The organism is Rhizobium sp. BK316 (genome assembly GCF_014193695.1).
GTDB lineage: Bacteria > Pseudomonadota > Alphaproteobacteria > Rhizobiales > Rhizobiaceae > Rhizobium.
In genome coordinates this window covers 1,329,197-1,351,076 of the sequence record NZ_JACHZR010000001.1, presented here as the reverse complement: position 1 = coordinate 1,351,076, position 21,880 = coordinate 1,329,197, and the positions used below count along the sequence as shown (strand labels likewise).

The 21,880-nt window shown below is 59.7% G+C and carries 19 protein-coding genes and 1 pseudogene; 8 read left to right on the top strand and 12 right to left on the bottom strand.

The annotated features are described in order from the left end of the window. The first annotated feature begins 1 nt into the window (after position 1). The 6 genes from FHT87_RS06030 (at position 2) to glpK (ending at position 6,518) form a co-directional block, all read left to right on the top strand. Positions 2-1,072, top strand: a complete 1,071-nt coding sequence (locus FHT87_RS06030; RefSeq protein ID WP_183726322.1) for an ABC transporter ATP-binding protein — start codon at positions 2-4, stop codon at positions 1,070-1,072. A 2-nt stretch (positions 1,073-1,074) separates the two neighbouring features. Continuing rightward, on the top strand, positions 1,075-1,941 hold the full coding sequence (locus FHT87_RS06025) for a sugar ABC transporter permease (protein ID WP_183800226.1): 867 nt from the start codon (positions 1,075-1,077) through the stop codon (positions 1,939-1,941). Positions 1,942-1,955: 14 nt separating this feature from the next. Beyond that, the gene (locus FHT87_RS06020; protein ID WP_183800222.1) at positions 1,956-2,777 is read left to right on the top strand and encodes a carbohydrate ABC transporter permease; all 822 of its coding nucleotides are present in this window, start codon (positions 1,956-1,958) and stop codon (positions 2,775-2,777) included. 12 nt (positions 2,778-2,789) lie between these two features. Further along, positions 2,790-3,071: a DUF2160 domain-containing protein gene (locus tag FHT87_RS06015; protein ID WP_183726316.1), complete on the top strand. Its 282-nt coding sequence runs from the start codon at positions 2,790-2,792 to the stop codon at positions 3,069-3,071. A 78-nt stretch (positions 3,072-3,149) separates the two neighbouring features. Next, a complete protein-coding gene (locus FHT87_RS06010; protein ID WP_183800219.1) occupies positions 3,150-4,880 on the top strand; it encodes an ABC transporter substrate-binding protein in 1,731 nt (576 codons plus the stop codon). Between the two features lie 141 nt (positions 4,881-5,021). Beyond that, complete coding sequence (glpK, locus tag FHT87_RS06005; RefSeq protein ID WP_183800216.1) at positions 5,022-6,518, top strand: glycerol kinase GlpK; 1,497 nt, start codon at positions 5,022-5,024, stop codon at positions 6,516-6,518. A gap of 72 nt (positions 6,519-6,590) precedes the next feature. Here glpK and ugpC read toward each other — a convergent pair whose 3' ends face one another. The 11 genes from ugpC to FHT87_RS05950 form a co-directional block, all read right to left on the bottom strand. Continuing rightward, entirely contained in the window at positions 6,591-7,661 is a 1,071-nt protein-coding gene (ugpC, locus tag FHT87_RS06000) for a sn-glycerol-3-phosphate ABC transporter ATP-binding protein UgpC (protein ID WP_183800213.1), read from the bottom strand. Positions 7,662-7,678: 17 nt separating this feature from the next. After that, the gene (locus tag FHT87_RS05995; protein ID WP_183726309.1) at positions 7,679-9,199 is read right to left on the bottom strand and encodes a DUF5060 domain-containing protein; all 1,521 of its coding nucleotides are present in this window, start codon (positions 9,197-9,199) and stop codon (positions 7,679-7,681) included. A 31-nt stretch (positions 9,200-9,230) separates the two neighbouring features. Next, on the bottom strand, positions 9,231-10,073 hold the full coding sequence (locus FHT87_RS05990) for a carbohydrate ABC transporter permease (RefSeq protein ID WP_183727259.1): 843 nt from the start codon (positions 10,071-10,073) through the stop codon (positions 9,231-9,233). Positions 10,074-10,111: 38 nt separating this feature from the next. After that, a complete protein-coding gene (locus FHT87_RS05985) occupies positions 10,112-11,011 on the bottom strand; it encodes a sugar ABC transporter permease (protein WP_183726307.1) in 900 nt (299 codons plus the stop codon). 96 nt (positions 11,012-11,107) lie between these two features. Next, positions 11,108-12,361, bottom strand: coding sequence for an extracellular solute-binding protein (locus FHT87_RS05980; RefSeq protein WP_183726305.1), 1,254 nt, complete (start codon positions 12,359-12,361; stop codon positions 11,108-11,110). Between the two features lie 293 nt (positions 12,362-12,654). Further along, the gene (locus FHT87_RS31495; protein ID WP_183726303.1) at positions 12,655-12,876 is read right to left on the bottom strand and encodes a hypothetical protein; all 222 of its coding nucleotides are present in this window, start codon (positions 12,874-12,876) and stop codon (positions 12,655-12,657) included. A gap of 79 nt (positions 12,877-12,955) precedes the next feature. Then, positions 12,956-14,071, bottom strand: coding sequence for a TRAP transporter substrate-binding protein (locus FHT87_RS05970; protein ID WP_183726301.1), 1,116 nt, complete (start codon positions 14,069-14,071; stop codon positions 12,956-12,958). 72 nt (positions 14,072-14,143) lie between these two features. Next, complete coding sequence (locus FHT87_RS05965; protein WP_183726300.1) at positions 14,144-15,724, bottom strand: TRAP transporter large permease subunit; 1,581 nt, start codon at positions 15,722-15,724, stop codon at positions 14,144-14,146. A 16-nt stretch (positions 15,725-15,740) separates the two neighbouring features. Beyond that, complete coding sequence (locus FHT87_RS05960; RefSeq protein ID WP_183727257.1) at positions 15,741-16,289, bottom strand: TRAP transporter small permease subunit; 549 nt, start codon at positions 16,287-16,289, stop codon at positions 15,741-15,743. A 117-nt stretch (positions 16,290-16,406) separates the two neighbouring features. After that, positions 16,407-17,054 carry a response regulator transcription factor gene (locus FHT87_RS05955; protein WP_183726298.1) on the bottom strand — a complete coding sequence of 216 codons (648 nt, stop codon included), beginning with the start codon at positions 17,052-17,054 and terminating at the stop codon, positions 16,407-16,409. Continuing rightward, positions 17,051-18,433, bottom strand: coding sequence for a cache domain-containing protein (locus tag FHT87_RS05950; RefSeq protein WP_183800210.1), 1,383 nt, complete (start codon positions 18,431-18,433; stop codon positions 17,051-17,053). Before FHT87_RS05950 ends, FHT87_RS05955 begins: the two co-directional genes overlap by 4 nt. Before the next feature lie 194 nt (positions 18,434-18,627). Between FHT87_RS05950 and FHT87_RS31140 the strand changes: the two are divergent. Beyond that, positions 18,628-18,821 (top strand): annotated as a pseudogene (locus tag FHT87_RS31140) (sugar ABC transporter ATP-binding protein); the annotation flags it as partial. Between the two features lie 9 nt (positions 18,822-18,830). Here the strand turns inward: FHT87_RS31140 and FHT87_RS05945 are convergent. Next, positions 18,831-20,033 (bottom strand): helix-turn-helix domain-containing protein, encoded by a 1,203-nt coding sequence (locus tag FHT87_RS05945; protein WP_246698038.1) that lies wholly within the window; start codon positions 20,031-20,033, stop codon positions 18,831-18,833. Between the two features lie 393 nt (positions 20,034-20,426). Between FHT87_RS05945 and FHT87_RS05940 the strand changes: the two genes are divergently transcribed. Beyond that, the gene (locus FHT87_RS05940) at positions 20,427-21,857 is read left to right on the top strand and encodes a basic amino acid/polyamine antiporter (protein WP_183726294.1); all 1,431 of its coding nucleotides are present in this window, start codon (positions 20,427-20,429) and stop codon (positions 21,855-21,857) included. Positions 21,858-21,880: the final 23 nt, after the last annotated feature.

The window sequence follows — 21,880 nt, the reverse complement described above, 5'->3', positions numbered from 1 at the left end:
AATGGCACGTATCACGCTCGACCATATCCGCCACGCCTACGGTCCCAACCCGAAGACGGAAAAAGATTATTCGCTGAAGGAAGTCGACCACGAGTGGAACGATGGCGGCGCCTATGCGCTTCTCGGTCCCTCCGGCTGCGGCAAGACCACGCTGCTCAATATCATCTCGGGCCTGCTGCAGCCGTCGCACGGCCGCATCCTGTTCGACGGCAAGGATGTCACTGACCTTTCGACCCAGAGCCGCAACATCGCGCAGGTCTTCCAGTTTCCGGTCATCTACGACACGATGACGGTTTACGACAATCTTGCCTTTCCGCTGCGCAACCGCGGCGTGGCCGAGGCGGATGTCGACCGGCGCGTGCGCGACATTCTCGAGATGATCGATCTCGCCGGCTGGGCGCGACGCAAGGCGCAGGGGCTGACGGCCGACCAGAAGCAGAAGATCTCGCTTGGGCGCGGTCTGGTGCGCAACGACGTCAACGCCATCCTGTTCGACGAGCCGCTGACCGTCATCGATCCGCATATGAAATGGGTGCTGCGCTCGCAGCTGAAACGGCTGCACAAGCAGTTCGGCTTCACCATGGTCTATGTCACCCATGACCAGACCGAGGCACTGACCTTCGCCGAGAAGGTTGTCGTCATGTATGACGGCCAGATCGTCCAGATCGGTACGCCGGCCGAACTCTTCGAGCGGCCAAGCCACACCTTCGTCGGCTATTTCATCGGCTCGCCCGGCATGAACGTAATGCCGGCAAAGATCGACGGCAACACCGTCAGGGTAGGAGACCAGACGCTGACGCTGAACTACGCGCCGAAAACCGAGCGCGCCGCGAAGACCGAGCTTGGCATCCGCCCGGAATTCATCCGTCTTGGACGGGAAGGCATGCCGGTCTCCGTCAGCAAGGTCGAGGATATCGGCCGGCAGAAGATCGTGCGCGCCCGCTTCGCTGGCCAACCGATTGCGATCGTCTTGCCCGAGGATTCTGAAATTCCCGATGACGCCCGGGTCAGCTTTGATCCCGCGGCCATCAGCATTTACGCCGACAGCTGGCGCGTCGGCAGGGAGGCCTGACCATGCAGAAGACGTGGAACAACAAAGCCTGGTTTCTGGTCCTGCCGGTGCTGCTGCTCGTGGCGTTTTCGGCCGTCATCCCGCTGATGACAGTCGTCAACTATTCGGTACAGGATACGTTCGGCAACAACGAGTTCTTCTGGGCCGGCACCGACTGGTTCGTCCAGACCCTGCATTCCGACCGGTTCTGGGACGCATTGCAGCGCAACCTGCTCTTCTCCTTCATCATTCTGGCGCTGCAGATTCCGCTCGGCATCTTCATCGCGCTCAACATGCCGAAATCCGGGCCGGGCGTTCCTGTCTGCCTCGTCTTGATGGCGTTGCCGCTGCTCATTCCGTGGAACGTCGTCGGCACGATCTGGCAGGTCTTCGGCCGTGTCGATATCGGCCTGCTCGGCCATACGCTGGAAGCGATGGGCCTCGACTACAACTATGTGCGCGATCCGGTCGATGCCTGGGTGACTGTCATCATCATGGACGTCTGGCATTGGACGAGCCTCGTCGTGCTGCTCTGCTATGCCGGTCTCGTTTCGATCCCGGATGCCTATTATCAGGCCGCCAAGATCGACGGCGCTTCGCGCTGGTCCGTCTTCCGCTACATCCAGTTGCCGAAGATGAAGCGTGTGCTTTTGATCGCCGTGCTGTTGCGCTTCATGGACAGTTTCATGATCTATACCGAACCCTTCGTCGTCACCGGCGGCGGCCCCGGCAACTCGACGACCTTCCTCTCCATCGATCTGGTGAAGATGGCGGTCGGCCAGTTCGATCTCGGTCCGGCGGCAGCCATGTCGATCATCTACTTCCTCATCATCCTGCTGCTCTCCTGGGTGTTCTACACCGTGATGACCAGCGGCGACGCGAACGGCTGAAGGAGGGCGCAGACATGACCAGCAAATACAAACCCGCAGGCAGCCTTTCCTGGCTTGTTCCGACGGTCTACATCATCTTCCTGATCCTGCCGATCTACTGGCTCGTCAATATGAGCTTCAAGGAAAATGCCGAGATCACCGGCGCCTTCTCGCTGTGGCCGACAAACCCGACGCTGCGCAACTATGCGGTCATCTTCACCGACCCGTCCTGGTACAATGGCTACATCAATTCCATTATCTACGTGGTGATGAACACGGTGATCTCGGTTGCCGCAGCGCTGCCGGCCGCCTATGCCTTCTCGCGTTACCGCTTCCTCGGCGACAAGCACCTGTTCTTCTGGCTCTTGACCAATCGCATGGCGCCGCCGGCGGTCTTCGCACTGCCCTTCTTCCAGCTCTATTCGGCTTTCGGCCTGATCGACACGCATATTGCCGTGGCGCTGGCGCACTGCCTCTTCAACGTGCCGCTGGCGGTCTGGATCCTCGAAGGTTTCATGTCGGGCGTGCCGAAAGAGATCGACGAGACCGCCTATATCGACGGCTATTCGTTCCCGCGCTTCTTCGTGAAGATCTTCATGCCGCTGATTGCAAGCGGCGTCGGCGTCGCTGCCTTCTTCTGCTTCATGTTCTCGTGGGTCGAGCTGCTGCTCGCCCGCACGCTGACGACGACGGCGGCAAAGCCGATCTCGGCGATCATGACGCGCACGGTGTCGGCGGCCGGCATGGACTGGGGTGTGCTGGCGGCGGCCGGCGTGCTGACCATCATTCCGGGCGCCCTCGTCATCTATTTCGTTCGCAACTACATCGCCAAGGGCTTTGCCCTGGGCCGCGTCTGAGGAGGACCGGACATGAGCTTTTCCTGGATGGCCTGGACGCTACCGACGGCGCTCTTCTTCCTGACGATCCTTATGCTGCTGATCGGCATGAGCGTCTGGGAATATTTTTCGCCGGGCGGCACGCCGCGCGTTGGCTTGCTTCGTTTCGAGACGACGCGCGGCGACCGGCTGTTCATTTCGCTGCTTGGCGCAGCATTCATTCATCTTGCATGGCTGGGTCTCATCGGACCCAACCTGTGGTGGGCTCTTGGCATTTCCGTGATCTACGCCATCGGCGTGTTCCGTTACGTGTGATTCCAAGGTGATACGGAGGCCGGGGGTACTGGCCGCCTGAGACGTGAGAACTGCAATCGCAAACCCTGGGAGGATATTATGCGACGGCATCTACTAACGACGACAGCAGGCATTTTGCTGGCTATGGCGGGCTCCGCTTATGCCGGCATGGATGAGGCAAAAGCCTTCCTCGACAAGGAGATCGGCGACGTTTCGACGCTTGCGCGCGCCGACCAGGAAAAGGAAATGCAGTGGTTCATAGACGCTGCCAAGCCTTTCGCCGGCATGGACATCAAGGTGGTTTCGGAAACGATTACCACACATGAATATGAATCGAAGGTGCTGGCCCCGGCCTTCACCGCGATTACCGGCATCAAGATCACTCACGACCTGATCGGCGAGGGTGACGTCGTTGAAAAGCTGCAGACGCAGATGCAGTCGGGCGAAAATATCTATGACGCCTATATCAACGACTCGGACCTGATCGGCACCCATTGGCGCTATCAGCAGGCCCGCAGCCTGACCGACTGGATGGCCAACGAAGGCAAGGATGTCACCAATCCTGGCCTCGACATCGACGACTTCATCGGCAAGTCCTTCACCACGGCGCCGGACGGCAAGCTCTATCAGCTGCCCGACCAGCAGTTCGCAAACCTTTACTGGTTCCGCTACGACTGGTTCAACGACGAGAAGAACAAGGCGGACTTCAAGGCGAAGTACGGCTACGATCTCGGCGTGCCGGTCAACTGGTCGGCCTATGAGGACATTGCCGAGTTCTTCACCGGTCGCGACGTCGACGGCAAGAAGGTCTATGGCCACATGGACTACGGCAAGAAGGACCCGTCGCTGGGCTGGCGCTTCACCGACGCCTGGCTCTCCATGGCCGGCAATGGCGACAGGGGCATCCCGAACGGCAAGCCGGTCGACGAATGGGGCATCAAGGTCGATGAAAACTCGCGGCCCGTCGGCTCCTGCGTCGCGCGTGGCGGCGATACCAACGGCCCCGCAGCGGTCTATTCCATCCAGAAATATCTGGACTGGATGAAGGCCTATGCACCGGCCGCCGCTCAAGGCATGACCTTCTCCGAATCCGGCCCGGTCCCCTCGCAGGGCGAAATCGCCCAGCAGATGTTCACCTACACGGCCTTCACCGCCGACTTCGTCAAGGAAGGCCTGCCGGTCGTCAATGCGGACGGCACGCCGAAATGGCGTTTCGCACCGAGCCCGCATGGCGTCTACTGGAAGGACGGCATGAAGCTCGGCTATCAGGATGCCGGTTCCTGGACGCTGATGAAGTCCACGCCTGACGATCGTGCCAAGGCGGCCTGGCTCTATGCCCAGTTCGTCACGTCAAAGACTGTCGACGTGAAGAAGAGCCACATGGGCCTGACCTTCATCCGCCAGTCGACGCTGGACCACAAGTCCTTCACCGATCGTGCGCCGAAGCTCGGCGGCCTGATCGAGTTCTACCGTTCGCCTGCCCGTCTGCAGTGGTCGCCGACCGGTACGAACGTTCCCGACTATCCGAAGCTCGCGCAGCTCTGGTGGCAGGCGATCGGTGACGCTTCGTCAGGCGCAAAGACCGCGCAGGGAGCAATGGACTCGCTTTGCTCCGAGCAGGAAAAGGTGCTGCAGCGCCTCGAACGCGCCAAGGTCCAGGGCGACATCGGTCCGAAACTCGCCGAGGAACATGATCTCGCTTACTGGAACGCGGATGCGGTGAAGAAGGGCAACCTCGCTCCGCAGCTGAAGATCGAGAACGAGAAGGAAAAGCCCGTCACCGTCAACTATGACGAGCTCGTCAAGAGCTGGGCTGAAGCCAAGAAATAGGCTGTTTGACCGGGTCTAGGCCCGGCTGCCATCAGACCTTCCCGGCACGCTGCCGGGAAGGTCGACACCACTTCCAAATACAAAACGAGGACAAGCCGTCGTCCCGACGGAACGACGGCTGCTGCGCAGGAAAGAGATGCCATGAGTGGCCATATCCTTGCCATCGACCAGGGCACGACATCGTCGCGGGCAATTCTCTTCGACCCCCAGATGCGGATCGCATCGTCGGCCCAGACGGAGATCACCCAGTATTTCCCGCAGACCGGCTGGGTGGAGCATGATGCGGCCGAAATCTGGGACACGGTGCTTTCGACCGTGCGCGATGCGCTGGCAAGGAGCGGCGTGGCGCCCGGCGCAATTGCCGCTGTTGGTATCACCAACCAGCGCGAAACTGTCGTCGTCTGGGAAAGAGCCACCGGCCGGCCGCTCTACAAGGCGATCGTCTGGCAGGACCGGCGCACGGCGGAAATGTGCGACCGGCTGAAAGTCGATGGCTACGAAAAGCTTTTTACCGCCAAGACCGGCCTGCTCCTCGATCCCTATTTTTCCGGCACGAAGCTGCGCTGGCTGCTCGACAACGTCGAAGGGCTGCGCACCCGGGCGGAGGCCGGCGAGGTCTGTTTCGGCACCATCGACAGCTGGATCATCTACAAGCTGACCGGCGGGCGGGCGCATGTCACCGATGCGACCAACGCCTCGCGAACCCTGCTCTATAATATCGCCGAGAACTGCTGGGACGACGAGCTTCTCGAGATCCTGCGCATCCCGCGTAGCCTGCTGCCTGAGGTCAAGGACAGTGCCGCCACTTTCGGTTTGGTCGATCCCGACATCCTCGGCGCGGCCATTCCCATCCTTGGTGTTGCCGGCGATCAGCAGGCGGCAACGATCGGCAATGCCTGTTTCGAGCCGGGCATGATGAAATCGACCTACGGCACCGGTTGTTTCGCGCTCTTGAACACCGGGGATGATATGGTGCGGTCGAAGAACCGGCTTTTGACCACCATTGCCTATCGCCTGAACGGCAAGACGACCTATGCGCTGGAGGGGTCGATCTTCATCGCGGGGGCGGCGGTGCAATGGCTGCGCGACGGCCTCGGCATCATCGAAAAGGCGTCGGAAACCGGGGCATTGGCTGACAAAGCCGATCCACAGCAACGGGTCTATGTCGTGCCCGCCTTTACCGGGCTCGGCGCTCCCTATTGGGATCCGGAGGCGCGGGGCGCGATCTTCGGCCTGACGCGCAACAGCGGCCCGGCGGAACTGGCGCGCGCCGTACTGGAATCGATTGCCTACCAGACGCTCGACCTTCTGGTGGCGATGCGGAGCGATTGGGGCGACCATCCGATCGAAACCGTCCTGCGCGTCGATGGCGGCATGTCGGCCTCCGAATGGACCATGCAGCATCTCGCCAATATTCTTTCGAGCCCCGTCGACCGCGCCGCGACGCTGGAGACGACGGCGCTTGGTGCGGCCTGGCTTGCAGGATCGCAGGCGGGTGTCTGGCCGGGGCAAAGCGAGTTTGCCCGCGCCTGGGCGCGCGACCGCAGCTTTCAGCCTGACATGACGGAGATTGACCGACAGGCGAGAATTGTCGGATGGCGCAATGCGATTGCGCGAACACTCAGTACGGTGACCTGACTGGAGCGGACCACCACCGTGAAAAGAGCCGGGCGGTGCCAGGCCGCCCGGCCTGGCTGTTTACGTGGTCGCTCAGGCGTCGAGCCTGCTCTGCGTCTGTCGGTCGAAGAAATGCACCTTGGGAGACGCAAAGGACAGCTTGACGCGTTGCTCCGGGGCGAGGTTCACGCGCTCGCGCACGACCCAAGTCAGCTCCTTGCCTTCGACCTCAACGGCGACATGGGTTTCCGAGCCGGTCGGCTCGATAACTTTCACGACCGCCTCGACGCCCTCGTATCCGCCGAGCGAAATGTCCTCAGGGCGGATGCCGAGCGTCAGCGGCTTGCCGGCGGAATTGGCCGGTGCCTGTGAGAGTTTCACACGCGCGCCGCCAGAAAGAGCGAGGCTCGGGCTGCCGCCAGTCTCGAGCGTGCCTTCGAGGAAGTTCATCGCCGGCGAGCCGAGGAAGCCCGCGACGAAGATATTACGCGGCCGGTCGTAGAGTTCGAGCGGGCTGCCGATCTGTTCGACCCGGCCGCCCTGCAGCACGACGATCTTGTCGGCCATGGTCATGGCTTCGATCTGGTCGTGCGTGACATAGACGATCGTCGTCTTCAGGCGTTGATGCAGCGCCTTGATCTCCGCTCGCATCTTGACGCGGAGTTTGGCGTCGAGGTTCGACAGCGGCTCGTCGAAGAGGAAGACCTTCGGATCGCGGACGATGGCGCGGCCCATCGCGACGCGCTGGCGCTGGCCGCCCGAAAGCTGCGCCGGCTTGCGCTCCAGCAGCGGCTGCAGGCCGAGGATGGCGGCAGCTTCGGAGACTTTCCTGTCGATCTCCGGCCGCCTGGCGCCGGCCAGTTCCAGCGCAAAGCCCATGTTCTGGGCGACCGTCATCTGCGGATAAAGCGCGTAGTTCTGAAAGACCATGGCGATATCACGATCCTTCGGCTGCAGATTGTTGACGACGCGCCCGTCGATGCTGATCTTGCCGGCGCTGATTTCCTCGAGGCCGGCAATCATACGCAACAGCGTGGACTTGCCGCAGCCCGACGGTCCGACAAGGATGACGAACTCGCCATCGGCGATCTCGACATCGATACCGTGGATGATGTCGACCGAACCGAAGGATTTCTTGACTTTATTGATGCTCAACCCGGACATGGGGACTCCTTCTATCCTTAGCGCTTTCTGCGCACGCGCAGCGCTTGATGCGGCTTGCGGGGAAGCTTGACGCCGAAGGCCGCGTCCGGCTTGCCGCCGCGCACGATCGCGCCATGACGGGTGGGATGCGGAACAGGGGCTGCAATCTTTTCGGCCGGCGTGATCGTCATCTCCCAGGTGTCGATGATATCGACGTCGTAATCGGTGCCGTCGAGCGGCAGGCCTGATGACCAGATGACCGGCTGATGTTCGCCGAGATAGATCAGCCGGAAATCGCCGTCGCCGTCTCGCGCGCCCGAGACGCGCGACCAAGGCCATTCGCCGATTACGCCGAGCGGCTCCAGCCCGTACTTGACGTCGGCCTCGAGCAGGTCGCGCAGGAAGCCGATGCGCTTCCAGGCCTCGCCGCGCAACTCACCGCCCTTCGCCCACCAGATCAGATCGTCAGGATGCGAATAGGTCTCGCCGTGGCCGGCATACCCGCCGCGCGCCATGGTGATCCAATAGCGGTGCACGAGCTCCTGTGCGGAGAGATTGCCCCAGGACTGCACGATGTCGCCTTCATATTCCGGCTCGTCGTTGACGACCGGCTTGCCGTAGGCGTTGCGCCATTCCTGCGTGCGCTTGACGTCGGGGTTCTGGATGCAGGTATGCGTCACCCAGGGCTTGCGATGGTCGAAATTCGCCGTTACGTCGCCATTATGGATCGAGCGCAGGTGCTGGTAGGGATCGTTTTCCTCCAGGATGTGGAAGTAGCGGTCCCATTGTTCCATCGGCTTTGTATCGATCAGGAAGTCATATTCGTTGGCGAGCGACCACCAGACGTTCCGGTAGGCGGAAAGCCGTGCTGCAAGATAGGCGACATAACGGAAATCCTGCTCGGCCGACATGTCGGCATAGCCCCAGCGGTCATAGGGGTGGAAAATGATGATGTCGGCCTCGATGCCAAGCGCGCAAAGGGCTGCCACCTGCCGGTCGAAATGCTGAAAGAGGGCAGGGTTCGGACGATCGAAATCGAGCCTGCCGTCGGCGCCCGTTTCGAAGCAGGCATGCAGCGGCTCATTGGTATTATAGGGATAGTCCTTCGGGAAGACGCCCATGCGGATCTTGTTGAACCGCGTCTTCTTCAGCGTCTCCAGCGTCTGCTTCTGCATCTCCAGCGGCTGATGCGTCCAAGCGTAACATGTCGTGCCGAAGGAGAAGAAGGGCGTGCCGTCGGCATAGCCGAAATGGAACTTGTTGCGCACGCGCACCGGACCGTGATTGCCGGCGGAAGGCGCGGTTGCCACAAACGAGCCCGTCTTGCCGTCGAGGGCCGCCGTCTTCGAGCGTGTCCTGAAGGACCATTGACCCTCCGTGTCGGGCATGAAGCGGATGCGATAGGTGCCGTTGCCGTCATAAAAGCCCGGCACGCGGACCTCGCGGCTCTTATGCGTGAACACGGCATCGAATGCCACGTCGAGATAGGGATTGCCTTCGGACGGGCCGGCGAAACCCGCTTCGAACACGCCCCATTTTTCGACTGCTGCATCGGACATATGTCTCTCCTCGAAGAACAAGATTTCGGTATCAGCCCTTGACGGCTCCGGAGGTCAGTCCGGACACGAAGTAGCGCTGGAACATGAGATAGACGATCGTCGCCGGCAGGACCGTCATGACGATCGCGGCGTTGAGCTGGCCGTAATTGCTGGAAAACTGCCCCTGGAACGACATGAGGCCGAGCGGCAGGGTCCACATATGCTGGTCCTGCAGAAGGACGAGCGCCATGGCGAATTCGTTCCAGGTGGAGACGAAGTCGAGGATCAGCAAAGCGGCGAGAACCGGCAGGCAGACGGGCAGGAAGATCCGCCGGAAGATGGTGAAATGCGTCGCGCCATCGATGAGGGCCGCCTCCGACAGCTCCTTCGGAATGCCCTTGAAGAAGCCATGCAGGATGAAGACCTGATAGGGAACGCCGAAGGCGATATAGGGCAGGATGACGCCCGGATAGGTGTCGATCAGCCCGAAGGAATTCACCAGCGTGAAGAGCGGTGCGAGCATCACCTGGAAGGGGATCATCGTGCCGAAGACCACGAGCAGCAGCAGCGCCTTGCTGATTCTCAGCTTGATCTTGGCAAGCGCGTAAGCCGCCATTGCCGACAGCGCGAGGCCGAGCGGCACCTTGATCACGGTGATGATCACGCTGTTGAAGAAGGAGCTGGCGAAATTGCCGCGGCTCCAGGCGTCTGCATAGTTCTGGAAGGCGAGGTCCGTCGGCGGCATGAAGGCGCCAGTGCTGGTGACTGCAGCCGGTGTCTTCAGCGAGGTAAAGACGATGAAGACGAAGGGTGCCACCCAGATCAGCGCGACAAGGATGAGGGCGATCCACAAGCCGATGAGGATGGGATCGCGCTTCAGGCGAAGGGGCTTCATATCGATGTCGAGATCATCGGCTGCGGCTCCGAGAGCTGTCACGATTCGACCTCCTCATGCTTTTGCGTCCAGCGCAGGTAGGGAATAACGATCGCCATGGTAATCAGGAGCAGGACGACGGAGATCGCCGCACCGCGGCCGAAATCGAAGATCTGCATCGCCTGGGTGAAGGCCCAGAGCGCCAGCATCTGCGTCGACTGCGCGGGTCCGCCGCCGGTCAGACCGTAGACGATATCGAAGGCTTTCAGCGACGAGATGATCGAAAGCACCAGCACGATAGTGATCGTCGGGCGCAGCGCCGGCAGGGTGACATGCTTGAACACGGCCCAACGGCCGGCGCCGTCGATGCGGGCGGCCTCGACCAGCGTCTGCGAGACGTTCTGGAGGCCTGCCAGGAAGAGCACCATCGAGAAGCCGACAGTCTGCCAGAGATAGGCGATGAAGACGGAATAGAGCGCGATGTCCTTGTTGCCGAGCCAGTCCTTGATCCAGGTCTGCATGCCCCAGGAGGTCAGCATCTGGCTGAACAGGCCGAAGAACGGATCGTACATCCACTTCCACATCGTGGCGACGGCGATCGGCGCGATGATGACGGGCAGGTAGAAGATGGCGCGCAGGCTGTTGCGGCCAAAAATCTTCTGGTTGAGGCTGAGCGCCAAGAGCAGCCCGACCAGCGGCGGGAAGATCAGGCTCATCAACGTCCAGATCACGGTGTTCTTGAAGGCGACCCAGAAGACCGGGTCGCGCGTGAAGATTGCCGTATAATTCGCAAAGCCGACGAAGGGGCGCTGCGGGTCGAGCCCGTTCCATTTCTGGAAGCTGATGACGACCACATTCAGCATCGGGTAGAGCGCGAAGATCGCGTAGATGGCCAGAGCCGGGACGAGCAGGATGAAGGCCTGCACGCGGGGATCATGAGTTGTTTGGCGCAATGACATGCTCACCTCCGGGCAGGGCGTTGCCCCTTTCGGTCTTGCAAAGGCGGGCGCCAGCCGACCGACATGAGTGTCGATCAGCCGGCGTCTCGGGAGGAGTTAGGTTCTGCCGGCGATGAAGGCCTGCATCTGCTTGGCTGCTGCGGCCGGCTCAATGCTGCCAGAGGCGACATCGTTGATGACGCGGAAATATTCCGTCGTCACGTCAAGCGGGAAGGCCTGGTCGCCATTCATGTAGATCTTGCTGTAGGTCTTGAAGATATCCAGCCATTCGGCTTCCAGAGGCTTCTGGTTGGTGTACTGGACGTTCTTATTGACCGAGATCGAGCTGATCTGGCCGACGAGATCCTGCTGCACCTTCGTCGACAGGAAATAGTCAATGAATTTCGCAGCCATGTCCGGGTTCTTGGTCTTGGTGCTGATGTAATTGTACTCGGCAAAACCATAGAGGCGGTTGGTATTGGTCGGGAAGGGGAAGATCCCGTAATCGTCGAGGTTGGCGCCGCTGCCGGAGAGCTGGCCAACCAGCCAGTCGCCTTCCAACATCATGGCCGCGCGGCCCGCCGTGAAGAGGCTATAAGACTGCTTGTTGTCGATGCCCATGAAGGGCTGCAGCGTATAGTCCTTCGTCCACTTGGCGAATTCGGCGAAACTGTCGGTAGCGCAGGGCTCCTTCGACCAATCGAGCTTCATCAGCTTCAGCTGGTCGTGCCTTTCCGCACCGCACTTGGTTTCGAGGATCACGTCCATCAAACGCATGACGTGCCAGTTGACGGTGCCGCCGAAGGTGAAGCCCGGAATGCCGGCTGCCTTCAGTTTTTCAGCCGCCGCCAGAAGCTCCTCATAGGTCTTTGGCTCTTCGGTGATGCCGGCCTGCTGGAAGAGCTTCTTGTTGTAATAGACGGCTTCACCCTTGAAGGTGAAAGGCGTGCCGTGCTTGCCACCCGCATAGAGGTCGGCAAAGGCGGCTGCCGAGGGAAGCAGCTCGTCGTTCCATTTGTATTCGGTGTAGTACTTGTCGAGCGGCAGCGACAGGCCGGCCTTCACATATTCGCCGCCGAGGCCAAGGCCCGCCCAGCTGAAATAGATATCCGGTCCGCGGTTGGAGCCGGCAGCCACGCGCAGCGCCGTCTTGTGCTCGTCGACGGCGCGCTGGACGATTTCGATATGGGTTCCGGGGTTTGCCGCTTCAAAGTCACTGGCAACCTTCTTCAGCGCCACGTTGGCGGCATTGTTGTCGAAGTTCAGCGTCCAGAGCGTGATGTCTTCGGCTTTGGCGGGGGTAACCGCGATGGCCGCGAGCGCGATGGCGGCCATGCATGAAGACTTCAATTTTGCAGAAAGCGTCAGCATTACGTCCTCCTCTTGTAAGCTGGAGCCTTTCTTGCAGGATGCTCATTGACATGTCAACTGGTATGATGAGGTAACCATAAAAAGCAGGCGATTGGATCGATGTCAGTTCCCTTGCAAGCCCTTCGGACGGAAAGTCTGCTGCGGTCGAGCAGAAACCGTTTGTTGGAACTCGAACATGAAGGAGCTGAGGATCAAGGTACTTAAAGTACAATGGCCGTTCCGTTAGACTATGGCCATGGCGAAAGCCGGTTCGTGGAAAGCCGAGTGGTTACGGAGAAGCTTCAGTCTACCGGTCAGATCGTGCTCATCGACAACAGAGGGTACGGCGGCATAAACCGCCGCAGATCGGATGCGGCGGCGAAGAGTTCAACAACATGTACAGGATTGCAACATCGAGGAGCGCCGGAGATCGACTTCGTCGCACATGCTTCGGCAATGGGGTCCACGCCGCGAAGGCGGCCAACATAGCCGACCTTGAGGCGCAGATCGTTGCTGCCAGAGGACGGGATCGTCACATATGGGAATCCCAGCCAGATTCCCATAAGCAATGAACCGCTCGAAGGGAGAGCCGGGCGAACCCGGCTCCACGGCAGATCATTTCTTGGCCGCCTGAGCGGCGTACATGTAGCTGTCGTAGCTATATTCAGCGACACGGAACCATTCGAAACTCTCGTCGCGAAACTTTTTCCAGCCCGGATAGATCTTTGCCCAGGCCGGATGCTTCTGGCCGTACTCGCCGTAGAGCTCGAAGGAGGCCTTGTAAGCGGCGTCCATGACGTCGCGGGGCAGGGGACGCAGCTTGACGCCCTTGCCGACGAGCGAACGGATAGCAGCCGTATTCTTGACGTCGTAGAGCGCCTGCATATTGACGTTCGCGGCCTTGCAAGCCGTGTCGAGCGCTGCCTTGTAGGTGTCTGGCAGGCCTTCGTATTGTGACTTGTTGATGAAGAAATGGATCGTCAGGCCGCCTTCCCAGTAGGCCGGGTAGTAATAGTTCTGAGCGATCTGGTAGAAGCCGAGCTTCTCGTCATCGTAAGGACCAATCCACTCGGCGGCGTCGATCGTGCCGCGCTCAAGCGCGGGGTAGATATCGCCACCCGGAAGTTGCTGCGGGACGACGCCAAGGCGCGACATGACTTCGCCGGCAACGCCTGCGATCCGCATCTTGACACCCTTGAGATCCGCGACCGACTTGATCTCTTCGCGGAACCAGCCGCCCATCTGGGCACCTGTGGCGCCGCCCGGAATGCCGACCACGCCATAGTCCGACAAGAATTCATTGTAAGCTTCGTTGCCGCCGCCATGATAGAGCCAGGCGTTCTGCTGGCGACCGTTCAGGCCGAAGGGGATGGTGGAACCGATCGCGAATGTCGGATCCTTGCCGGTGAAATAATAGCCGCAGGTATGGGCAAGCTCGACCGTATTCGACTTGACCGCATCGATCGCCTGGGCGCCGGGCACAAGTTCACCTGCCTGGAAGACCTGGATCTGGAACTTGCCCTCGGTGATCTTGTTCAGTGCATCGGCCATGACCACCGCACCGCCGTAGATCGTGTCGAGGTTGTTCGGGAAGCCTGATGTCAGGCGCCAGCGAAGCGTCGGCGTGCTCTGGGCGAATGCGGGAGCGGCAAGCGAAGCGCCTGCAACGGTGGCAGCGCCCGCCAGCGCGCCTTTCGTCAAGAAGCCTCTACGGCCCATGTCTTTCGTCATGATTGTCCTCCTCTGTAGGTTAATCCTGCCGCATGGAGTGCGGCAGCGATCTCAGTTTTTTCCCTGTGAACGTTAGGGATTAGATCCATTCTGTTCCGGAGCGCCGAAGCTTGGCGTCGGCGATCCGAAATCGGGTGCCGGCGCGTCGAAGGCCGGTGGCGGGGGCTCACTCTCTGATGGCTCGGCTCCGAAGGGAGCGGCTGGTGTGCCGAAGGGATTGGCTCCATCCTCGCCAGGCATCGGCACGTTCAACTCGATCGTCGACGGATCGACGGCTACACGGCCCGACTTGTAGTGCGTCACAAGTTGCGGGAAGGCGATGACGATGATCACCATGGCTAACTGGATGCCGAGATAAGGCAGGGCGCCCATGTAGATTTGGCCCGATGTAACCGGCTGGATCGTTTCGCCGGTCATCCGGTCCTTGTAAGCACGGGTTGGCGCGACCGACCGAAGGTAGAACAGCGAGAAGCCGAAGGGCGGGTGCATGAACGAGGTCTGCATGTTGATCGCCAGCATGACACCGAACCAGATCAGGTCGATGCCGAGGCTATCGGCGACCGGTGCCAGTAGCGGAATGATGATGAAGGCGAGCTCGAAATAGTCGAGAAAGAAGGCCAGGAAGAAGACGAGCAGGTTGGCGACAATCAGGAAGCCGACTTCGCCGCCCGGGATAGACGTCATCAGATGTTCCACCCAGACATGGCCGTTGACGCCATAGAAGGTCAAAGAGAAGACGCGGGCGCCAAGAAGAATGAAGATCACGAAGGAAGAGAGCTTCGCCGTCGCATAGAGCGCCGACTTGACCATCGCCAGATCGAGACGGCGGTTGATGGCAGCGAGTGCCAGAGCACCAACCGCACCCATCGCGCCGCCTTCCGTCGGCGTCGCAAGGCCGATGAAGATGGTGCCGAGAACGAGAAAGATCAGGACCAGCGGCGGCACGAGCGAGATGATGACGCGCTGCAGGAGCCTCCAGCCCTTGAGCGTGCGCGCAGCGGCCGGCAGCGCCGGTACACTCGGCGGGCGCAGGATCGACATCGTGATGATGTAGAGAGCGTAGGCGGCAACGAGCAGCAGGCCCGGAACGAGCGCACCCTTGTACATGTCGCCGACAGAACGGCCGAGCTGGTCGGCGAGGATGATGAGCACAAGGCTTGGCGGAATGATCTGTGCCAAGGTGCCTGAGGCCGCGATCGTGCCGGCGGCCACGCGCCGGTCATACCCGTAGCGCAGCATGATCGGCAGCGAGATCAGGCCCATCGAGATGACCGATGCCGCCACGACGCCGGTCGTCGCAGCCAGGATTGCACCGACGAAAATGACCGCGAAGGCAAGACCGCCGCGAACCGGGCCAAACAGCTGCCCGATCGTGTCGAGCAGATCCTCGGCCATGCCGCTTCGTTCCAGGATCAGTCCCATGAAGGTGAAGAACGGGATAGCCAACAGCGTCTCGTTCGACATCTGGCCGAAAATGCGATCGGGGATGGCACCGAAGAGGTTGACGGGCAAAAGCCTCATCTCGATGCCCACGAAGCCGAAGATGAACCCGACGAAGGCGAGGGCGAAGGCCACGGGATAGCCGAGCAGGAGTACGACGATCAGCGACAGGAACATGATCGGCGCGAGGTTTTCCGCGAAAAATTCAAACATGATCGGGATCCTGGCCTTAGAGGGTCTGCGCTTCGGTGTCTGCGATCGCGATGGCGTCGGGCAAGTCGCCACGAAGGATCGCAATCCGCTTGATGAGTTCGGAGACGCCCTGAAGTGCGAGCAGCCCGAAACCAAGCGGAATCATCGCCCAGACCGGCCAGAGGATGAGCCCGCCGGTGTTGTTGGATATTTCCCCGGTCGAAAACTTCTCGATCACCGTCGGCCAGGAGAGGTAGATGGTGATAAGGCAAAACGGGAACAGAAAGAGGATTGTGCCGAGGACTTCGATCCAGAGCTGGACCCGGCGGGAAAGGCGCCCATAGACCAGATCCACCTTAACATGCTCGTTGCTCATCAAAGTCCACGCGGCCGCAACCAGGAATGCGGCGGAGAACAGGTACCACTGCGCTTCCAGCCACGCGTTGGAACTCACATTGAAGAGCTTGCGTGTCGTCGCGTTGATGGCGCTGATCAGCACTGCCAGCAGCAGAAGCCAGGAAACAGCTTTCCCGAAAAAGGTATTGATCGCGTCTACCGCCCGCGATAGCGCCAAAAATCCAGCCATGATGTCCTCCCGAAGCCGCAGGCAGCGGTCGGCGAACACAGGTACGGACTGCTTTCAACCGACGCAATATGAGAGAGCGGTCAATTGAGGGCCTCTACCCAGTAGTGGGTAGAACGCTCAGCCCGCCGATGTCAGACCATGCTCGATCGCGATGCGCGTCAGGTCGGCTGTGGTTGAAACCCCTAGTTTGCGCTTGATGGTCTTGCGATGCGTTTCGATGGTCGCGACCGACAGATTGAGCAGTCCGGCTATGTCCCGGTTGCTGCGCCCCATGGCAAGATGCGTCAGGATTTCGCGCTCGCGTGCAGTGATCGGCAACGGATCGTTGTCCTGCTTCCGCCTTTGCTGGAGAAGCACCTCCGAAACCCCGGTAGAAAAATAGGTGCCGCCGGCGGCTACTGTTTCGATCGCTCGGACAATCTCTTCATTGGGGACGTCTTTGAGGATATAGCCCGAGGCGCCTTTGAGGACCGATGCGGATATATATTCGCGGCTGTCATGCATCGACAGCATGAGGACCTTGGTCGACGGGGCAGCGCCCTTGAAGAGCTCTATTGCATCGATGCCGCTGATCTGCGGCATGTTGATGTCCAGCAGGACGATGTCCGGGGATTGTCGCGTTGATATGTCCAGGCCGGCTTGAACAGCTTCGGCGGTGCCGACGACTTTTATGTGCTCGTAGGTCTCCAGCACTGCGCGCAGCCCCTCGAGAACGAGCGGGTGATTGTCGACAAGAATGACGGAAATGTCTCCCTTTCTCTTCATGCTGCTTTCGCTGGCGTTGTCGCATTGGCCGATTTGGGAAACATGGCGGTCAGTGCCGTACCATGCTCATTGGTCTGAACGATCAAAATGCCCCGAAAATGCGCCATTCGTTCCTGCATGTTTCTAAGCCCGAGCCCACCCGAGTAGGTCTGGCTTTCATTCGCTGGTTTTCTGGCGAACCCAATCCCATTATCCGCGATCAACATGCGTACACGGGCTTTCGTACTCCAGATCCTGATTGAGACCTGAGAGGCTTCGGCATGTCGTTCAACATTTGCGAGCGCCTCCTGCGCTATCCGGTAGAGCGCCGTATTGGCTTCGGGTTTAAGCGTGTCGGGGCTTGAGGATTCCACCGATACGGTGATGCCCGTCCGCTCTTGAAAACGATTGCCAAGCGACGTCAATGCGGCGGTCAGTCCGAGATCGTCGAGAATACGTGGGCGCAATTCATGCGACAGGTCCCTGACTTCCTTGATCGCTCCATTCAATGCGTCGATCCCCCGATCGATCGCCGCAACGGCGTCGGCGGTATTTGCTCTGACCTTGCGAGAGGCGAGATCGAAGGCATAGCGGACGCCGACCAGGTTTTGCGACACGCCATCGTGCAGTTCCCGCGCGAGTCTCGCTCGTTCCTCCTCCTGCGTATCGATAATGCGTTGCGTCAGCAGTTTCTGTTTGCCATCGGCCATGCGGCGCTCATGAAGGGTAATGCCCATGCAAGTTACAAAGACAAGCAGAACCGACGGAATGGCGATCAATGTCACGACGACAAAGGTGTGCCTGATGCTCTGCTTTAGATCCGCCTTGGCGGCAGCGGTCTGGGCAAAGACATCATCGAGATAAACGCCGGTACCGATCATCCAACGCCATTTGTCGAGGCCGGCCGCAAAGGACAGCTTGTCGGCCATCGATCCGCTTGAAGGCTTCTCCCATTTATATTGGTGAAGGCCTCCGCCTTCTTTCGCCTTGGAGATCAGGTTCGCAATCACCTGGTCACCGTCAGGATCGGTGAGGTCCAGCCAGTTGCGGCCCGGCCTGAATGATTGGCGCGGATGAACGACGTTATTGCCGTCGTAGTCGTAAACGAAGAAATACCCGTCTTGCCCGTAGTCAAGGGACGTCAATATCTGCCTGACCTGTTCCTTTGCCTGCTCGTCGTCCGATCCCCCAGCGTCGTAGACATCCTTGATCGCCGACAGAGCAAGGTTTGTCAGGTTGAGAAGCTCGCTCTCTTTGGCCTTCAGCATGTTGCGTTCGAAAGCCTCGATGCTGCTCTGGGCCAGATTCGAGGACTGCCATGTCGTGAAGGCCGTGATCAGGGTGATCGCGAGCATAAGTGGAAGAACCGCAAGGGCAAGGATCTGATGGCGAAGTTGCAAGGTAATTGCCTCTCATGAAACGGCGAGACTAGCCTGCCGTTTTTATTCGAAACAAGCGTCGAATGTGAAGCCTCATCAAAGCCGAGCTGTGAAACAGCATTGACCGGCGCCTAGACGAGCGATTCCATGAAAGCTGCGTTTGATGGAACCTGAAGTGTGCTGGTGCAAAACGCGCTACTAGCGCGTGAGCGTCGAAGGTGCGGGACACTGCCATGGGGTTCCGGAGCTATGCGCTCTATCCGCATCTGACGGCGGCGGAGAATATGGGTTTTCCCTGAAGCTGCGCGGCAGGGCCGAGGAGGAGATCGGCCGCCGGGTGCAGTCTGCCGCCAAGATCCTCGCGCTAGAACCCTATCCCGATCGCCATCCGCGTCATCTCTCGGGCGGCGCCAGCGGTTCAGCCGTGCAGCCTGCGCAGCATTGTTCCAAGCCGGCTTGCGGGATCGCTTTCCTCAAGGCCCGGAGACTGTCGGCAAGGAAAATTGCTTCTTCTTCCGATCCGCACGTCCGTCGGGCTATAGCCGAATTCCCGCTTGAAGGCGCGACTGAATTCCGTGCCGTCACTGAAGCAGCGTTGCTCTGCCAAATCGAGTATGCGGCGTTGATCGCTCGGATTCGCCAAAGCTGCGTGTGCATCGAGCAGACGCCTATGTTGGATATAGTGCTTAACGCCGCCAAAAGCCTCAAACATGCGATAAAGACGCGAGCGCGAAATTCCCAATTCTCGTTCGAGCGTCTCAGGTCCCAGGGTCGGGTCGAACAGCCTCGATTGTATGATCTTTTGCGCACGGTCGAGTAGTGTTACTGCAATCGGATGACTTGCCGTCTGGACGTTGTCGGCCGATGGAGAGGCGCACGCGAGTACCATCGCTCGCGTTGCCTCGACCAAGGCGGGAAGATCGGCCTGTTGGACAAACGGGAGCTGGTTGGCGAGCCCCACCATATAGTCATGGAATAACCGCGCCATGCCGCCTTCCAATGTTGTGAATTCCGCAGCACCCAGGGTCCGGGTCACTTGGGGGCAAAAATCCCGCGGGACGAACAACATGAGTATCTCACTCGCCGTCAGACTGCCATGGAAACTGCGACCCATTGCGTGGACCTGCGTGACTCCGACAGTGCCACGGAATGTCCCTGTGGGGGTTTCCGTATACGCCTCTCCGGCACGCAAAACCGATAGGATGAAATGGTCGAGCGGCTCCCAGCGGTGGTGACGTGTTATGCTCCTGAACTGCAGGGGATCCGTCGTGACATGCGAAAACACGAAGCAGCCGAGGTCCCAGGTGAGCTGCTGGCCGAAGAACCCCCTCCTCATGTCATGCGTGGAACCGAGATCAACGATCGGGGCGAAATTCGTGCGCCACGCCTCGAACTGGCGGATCCTCGGTACGTCGCTCGTTACGAATTCAAAGGAAGAGAGATTTGACGACTGCGGCGTGTTAATCGGTCCGAGTGCGCGTTTTTCCGTCGCATTCCTTCCAGCCGCAAGTCGCGCTGAGTGAAAGGCTGTCTGCTGCGTCCCTATCTGGCAAACTGTCATGATACGCGCGCAGACCGAGCTGCGCTTTGAAAAGCGGAATTCGACATCGAAGGTCTCCAACCAAAATTTGCATTCAACTGGATGTTCGGCCGTTCTTACGACACTCACGCCGGATTTCGGGCACGCCGGATTTCGGATCGTCTATTAGCATAACCGACTATAAAGCACAATCTAGCCGGGCAGGGACAGCTTTACTATCGCCCTATAACGTATTCGGTTCCGTCGAATTTGCCTGCTGTCGCAGCGCCGGTTTCTCGCCTTCAGACGGCGCGATCTGGCTCGGAAGGGGCATCTGCAGCCGCCATGCCAACAGATCTGAAGTCGGCCTGCTTGGTGGACGGAGAGCATAGGCATGAGATTCCATGCCATCACCGGGGCGTCGAGGATCAGGTAATGTAAGTTGATGGACGGCCGTTCGTGCCGTGGAGAATAGGCCTACCTGGATTGTCTGTCATGAGCTCCTCTTCCGAAGGCAAATTTTCGATGTGGACCCTGACGGCGATGTCCGTGGGGTCGATGGTCGGCGCTGGTATCTTTTCGCTTCCACAAGCTTTCGGACGCGCGACAGGCCCATTCGGCGCAACGATCGCCTGGATGATCGCCGGTCTCGGCATGTTGATGCTCGCGTTCGTCTTCCAGACGTTGTCAGAACGCAAACCAGACTTGGACGCCGGCATCTACGCCTATGCGAAAGCGGGTTTCGGCAACTATCTGGGGTTCCTGTCCGCGCTCGGTTACTGGTCCGCAGCGCTGCTTGGCAATGTTTCCTACTTTGTGCTGATCAAGTCGACGCTTGGCCTGTTCTTCCCGATCTTCGGCGATGGAAATACCATTTTGGCCATCGCCACCTCCTCGGTGCTGCTGTGGATCGTTCACGCCCTGATCTTGCGTGGTATACGTGGCGCGGCATCGATCAATACGATCGTCACCTACGCCAAAATTATCCCGATCATCCTTTTCATCGTATTTGTCATTTACGGTTTTCAATCCGACATGTTCGCGCTCAATTTTTGGGGAGGTGAGACAGTCACGTTCAGCGCCATCGCAGGGCAGGTGCGCGCGACGATGCTGGTGACGGTATTCGTTTTCGTCGGCATTGAAGGCGCAAGCGTCTACTCTCGCTATGCCCGCAATCGCTCTGATGTCGGAATTGCGACATTGCTGGGTTTTGCGGGCGTGCTTTGTCTGCTCGTCCTGGTGACGATCCTTTCCTACGGCGTCATGCCACGTGCCGATCTTGCGAATTTGCGCAATCCGTCGATGGCAGGCGTGCTGTCGGCGGTCGTCGGCCCCTGGGGCACCCTGTTTGTCAGCGCCGGGCTAATGATCTCGGTCGGCGGGGCCTATCTCTCCTGGGTTCTGCTTGCTGCGGAAATTCTGTTTTCCGCTTCGAGATATGGGACGATGCCTGAATTTCTGAGGCGTGAAAACAGCGCCGGCGTGCCGTCAAATGCGCTGTGGTTGACCAACATCGTGGTGCAGGTCTTCCTGATCCTGTCGCTGTTTGCGCAATATGCGCTTCACCTCGCTATCGAACTGACCAGCTCGATGATTCTGATCCCCTATTTCCTCGTCTCCGCCTATTCTTTCAAGCTTGTTTTGACCGGCGAGACCTACGAACGGGATTCCGCAAGCCGACGACGCGAATTCGTGTGTTCGGCAATGGCACTCATCTACACTTCCTTCCTTATCGCCGCAGCAGGGGGCACCCATCTCCTGCTTTCCGCCGCCATCTACGGACCCGGTTCCATTCTGTTCTTCATGGCGCGCCGTGAGCAGAAGCGTCCTGTGTTTAAGATGACCGAAACGCCGGTGTTCATCGTTGTGGCGATAGGCGCGCTGATTGCCATTTACGCACTCGCAACCGGTCGAATCTCCGTCTAGCCAAGTCATACCGCAGATCCGTG

Coding starts and splice junctions, on each gene's coding strand:
- FHT87_RS06030 (WP_183726322.1), top strand. CDS start 2: ATGGCACGTATCACGCTCGACCATATCCGCCACGCCTACGGTCCCAAC.
- FHT87_RS06025 (WP_183800226.1), top strand. CDS start 1,075: ATGCAGAAGACGTGGAACAACAAAGCCTGGTTTCTGGTCCTGCCGGTG.
- FHT87_RS06020 (WP_183800222.1), top strand. CDS start 1,956: ATGACCAGCAAATACAAACCCGCAGGCAGCCTTTCCTGGCTTGTTCCG.
- FHT87_RS06015 (WP_183726316.1), top strand. CDS start 2,790: ATGAGCTTTTCCTGGATGGCCTGGACGCTACCGACGGCGCTCTTCTTC.
- FHT87_RS06010 (WP_183800219.1), top strand. CDS start 3,150: ATGCGACGGCATCTACTAACGACGACAGCAGGCATTTTGCTGGCTATG.
- glpK (WP_183800216.1), top strand. CDS start 5,022: ATGAGTGGCCATATCCTTGCCATCGACCAGGGCACGACATCGTCGCGG.
- ugpC (WP_183800213.1), bottom strand. CDS start 7,661: ATGTCCGGGTTGAGCATCAATAAAGTCAAGAAATCCTTCGGTTCGGTC.
- FHT87_RS05995 (WP_183726309.1), bottom strand. CDS start 9,199: ATGTCCGATGCAGCAGTCGAAAAATGGGGCGTGTTCGAAGCGGGTTTC.
- FHT87_RS05990 (WP_183727259.1), bottom strand. CDS start 10,073: ATGAAGCCCCTTCGCCTGAAGCGCGATCCCATCCTCATCGGCTTGTGG.
- FHT87_RS05985 (WP_183726307.1), bottom strand. CDS start 11,011: ATGTCATTGCGCCAAACAACTCATGATCCCCGCGTGCAGGCCTTCATC.
- FHT87_RS05980 (WP_183726305.1), bottom strand. CDS start 12,361: ATGCTGACGCTTTCTGCAAAATTGAAGTCTTCATGCATGGCCGCCATC.
- FHT87_RS05970 (WP_183726301.1), bottom strand. CDS start 14,071: ATGACGAAAGACATGGGCCGTAGAGGCTTCTTGACGAAAGGCGCGCTG.
- FHT87_RS05965 (WP_183726300.1), bottom strand. CDS start 15,724: ATGTTTGAATTTTTCGCGGAAAACCTCGCGCCGATCATGTTCCTGTCG.
- FHT87_RS05960 (WP_183727257.1), bottom strand. CDS start 16,289: ATGGCTGGATTTTTGGCGCTATCGCGGGCGGTAGACGCGATCAATACC.
- FHT87_RS05955 (WP_183726298.1), bottom strand. CDS start 17,054: ATGAAGAGAAAGGGAGACATTTCCGTCATTCTTGTCGACAATCACCCG.
- FHT87_RS05940 (WP_183726294.1), top strand. CDS start 20,427: ATGAGCTCCTCTTCCGAAGGCAAATTTTCGATGTGGACCCTGACGGCG.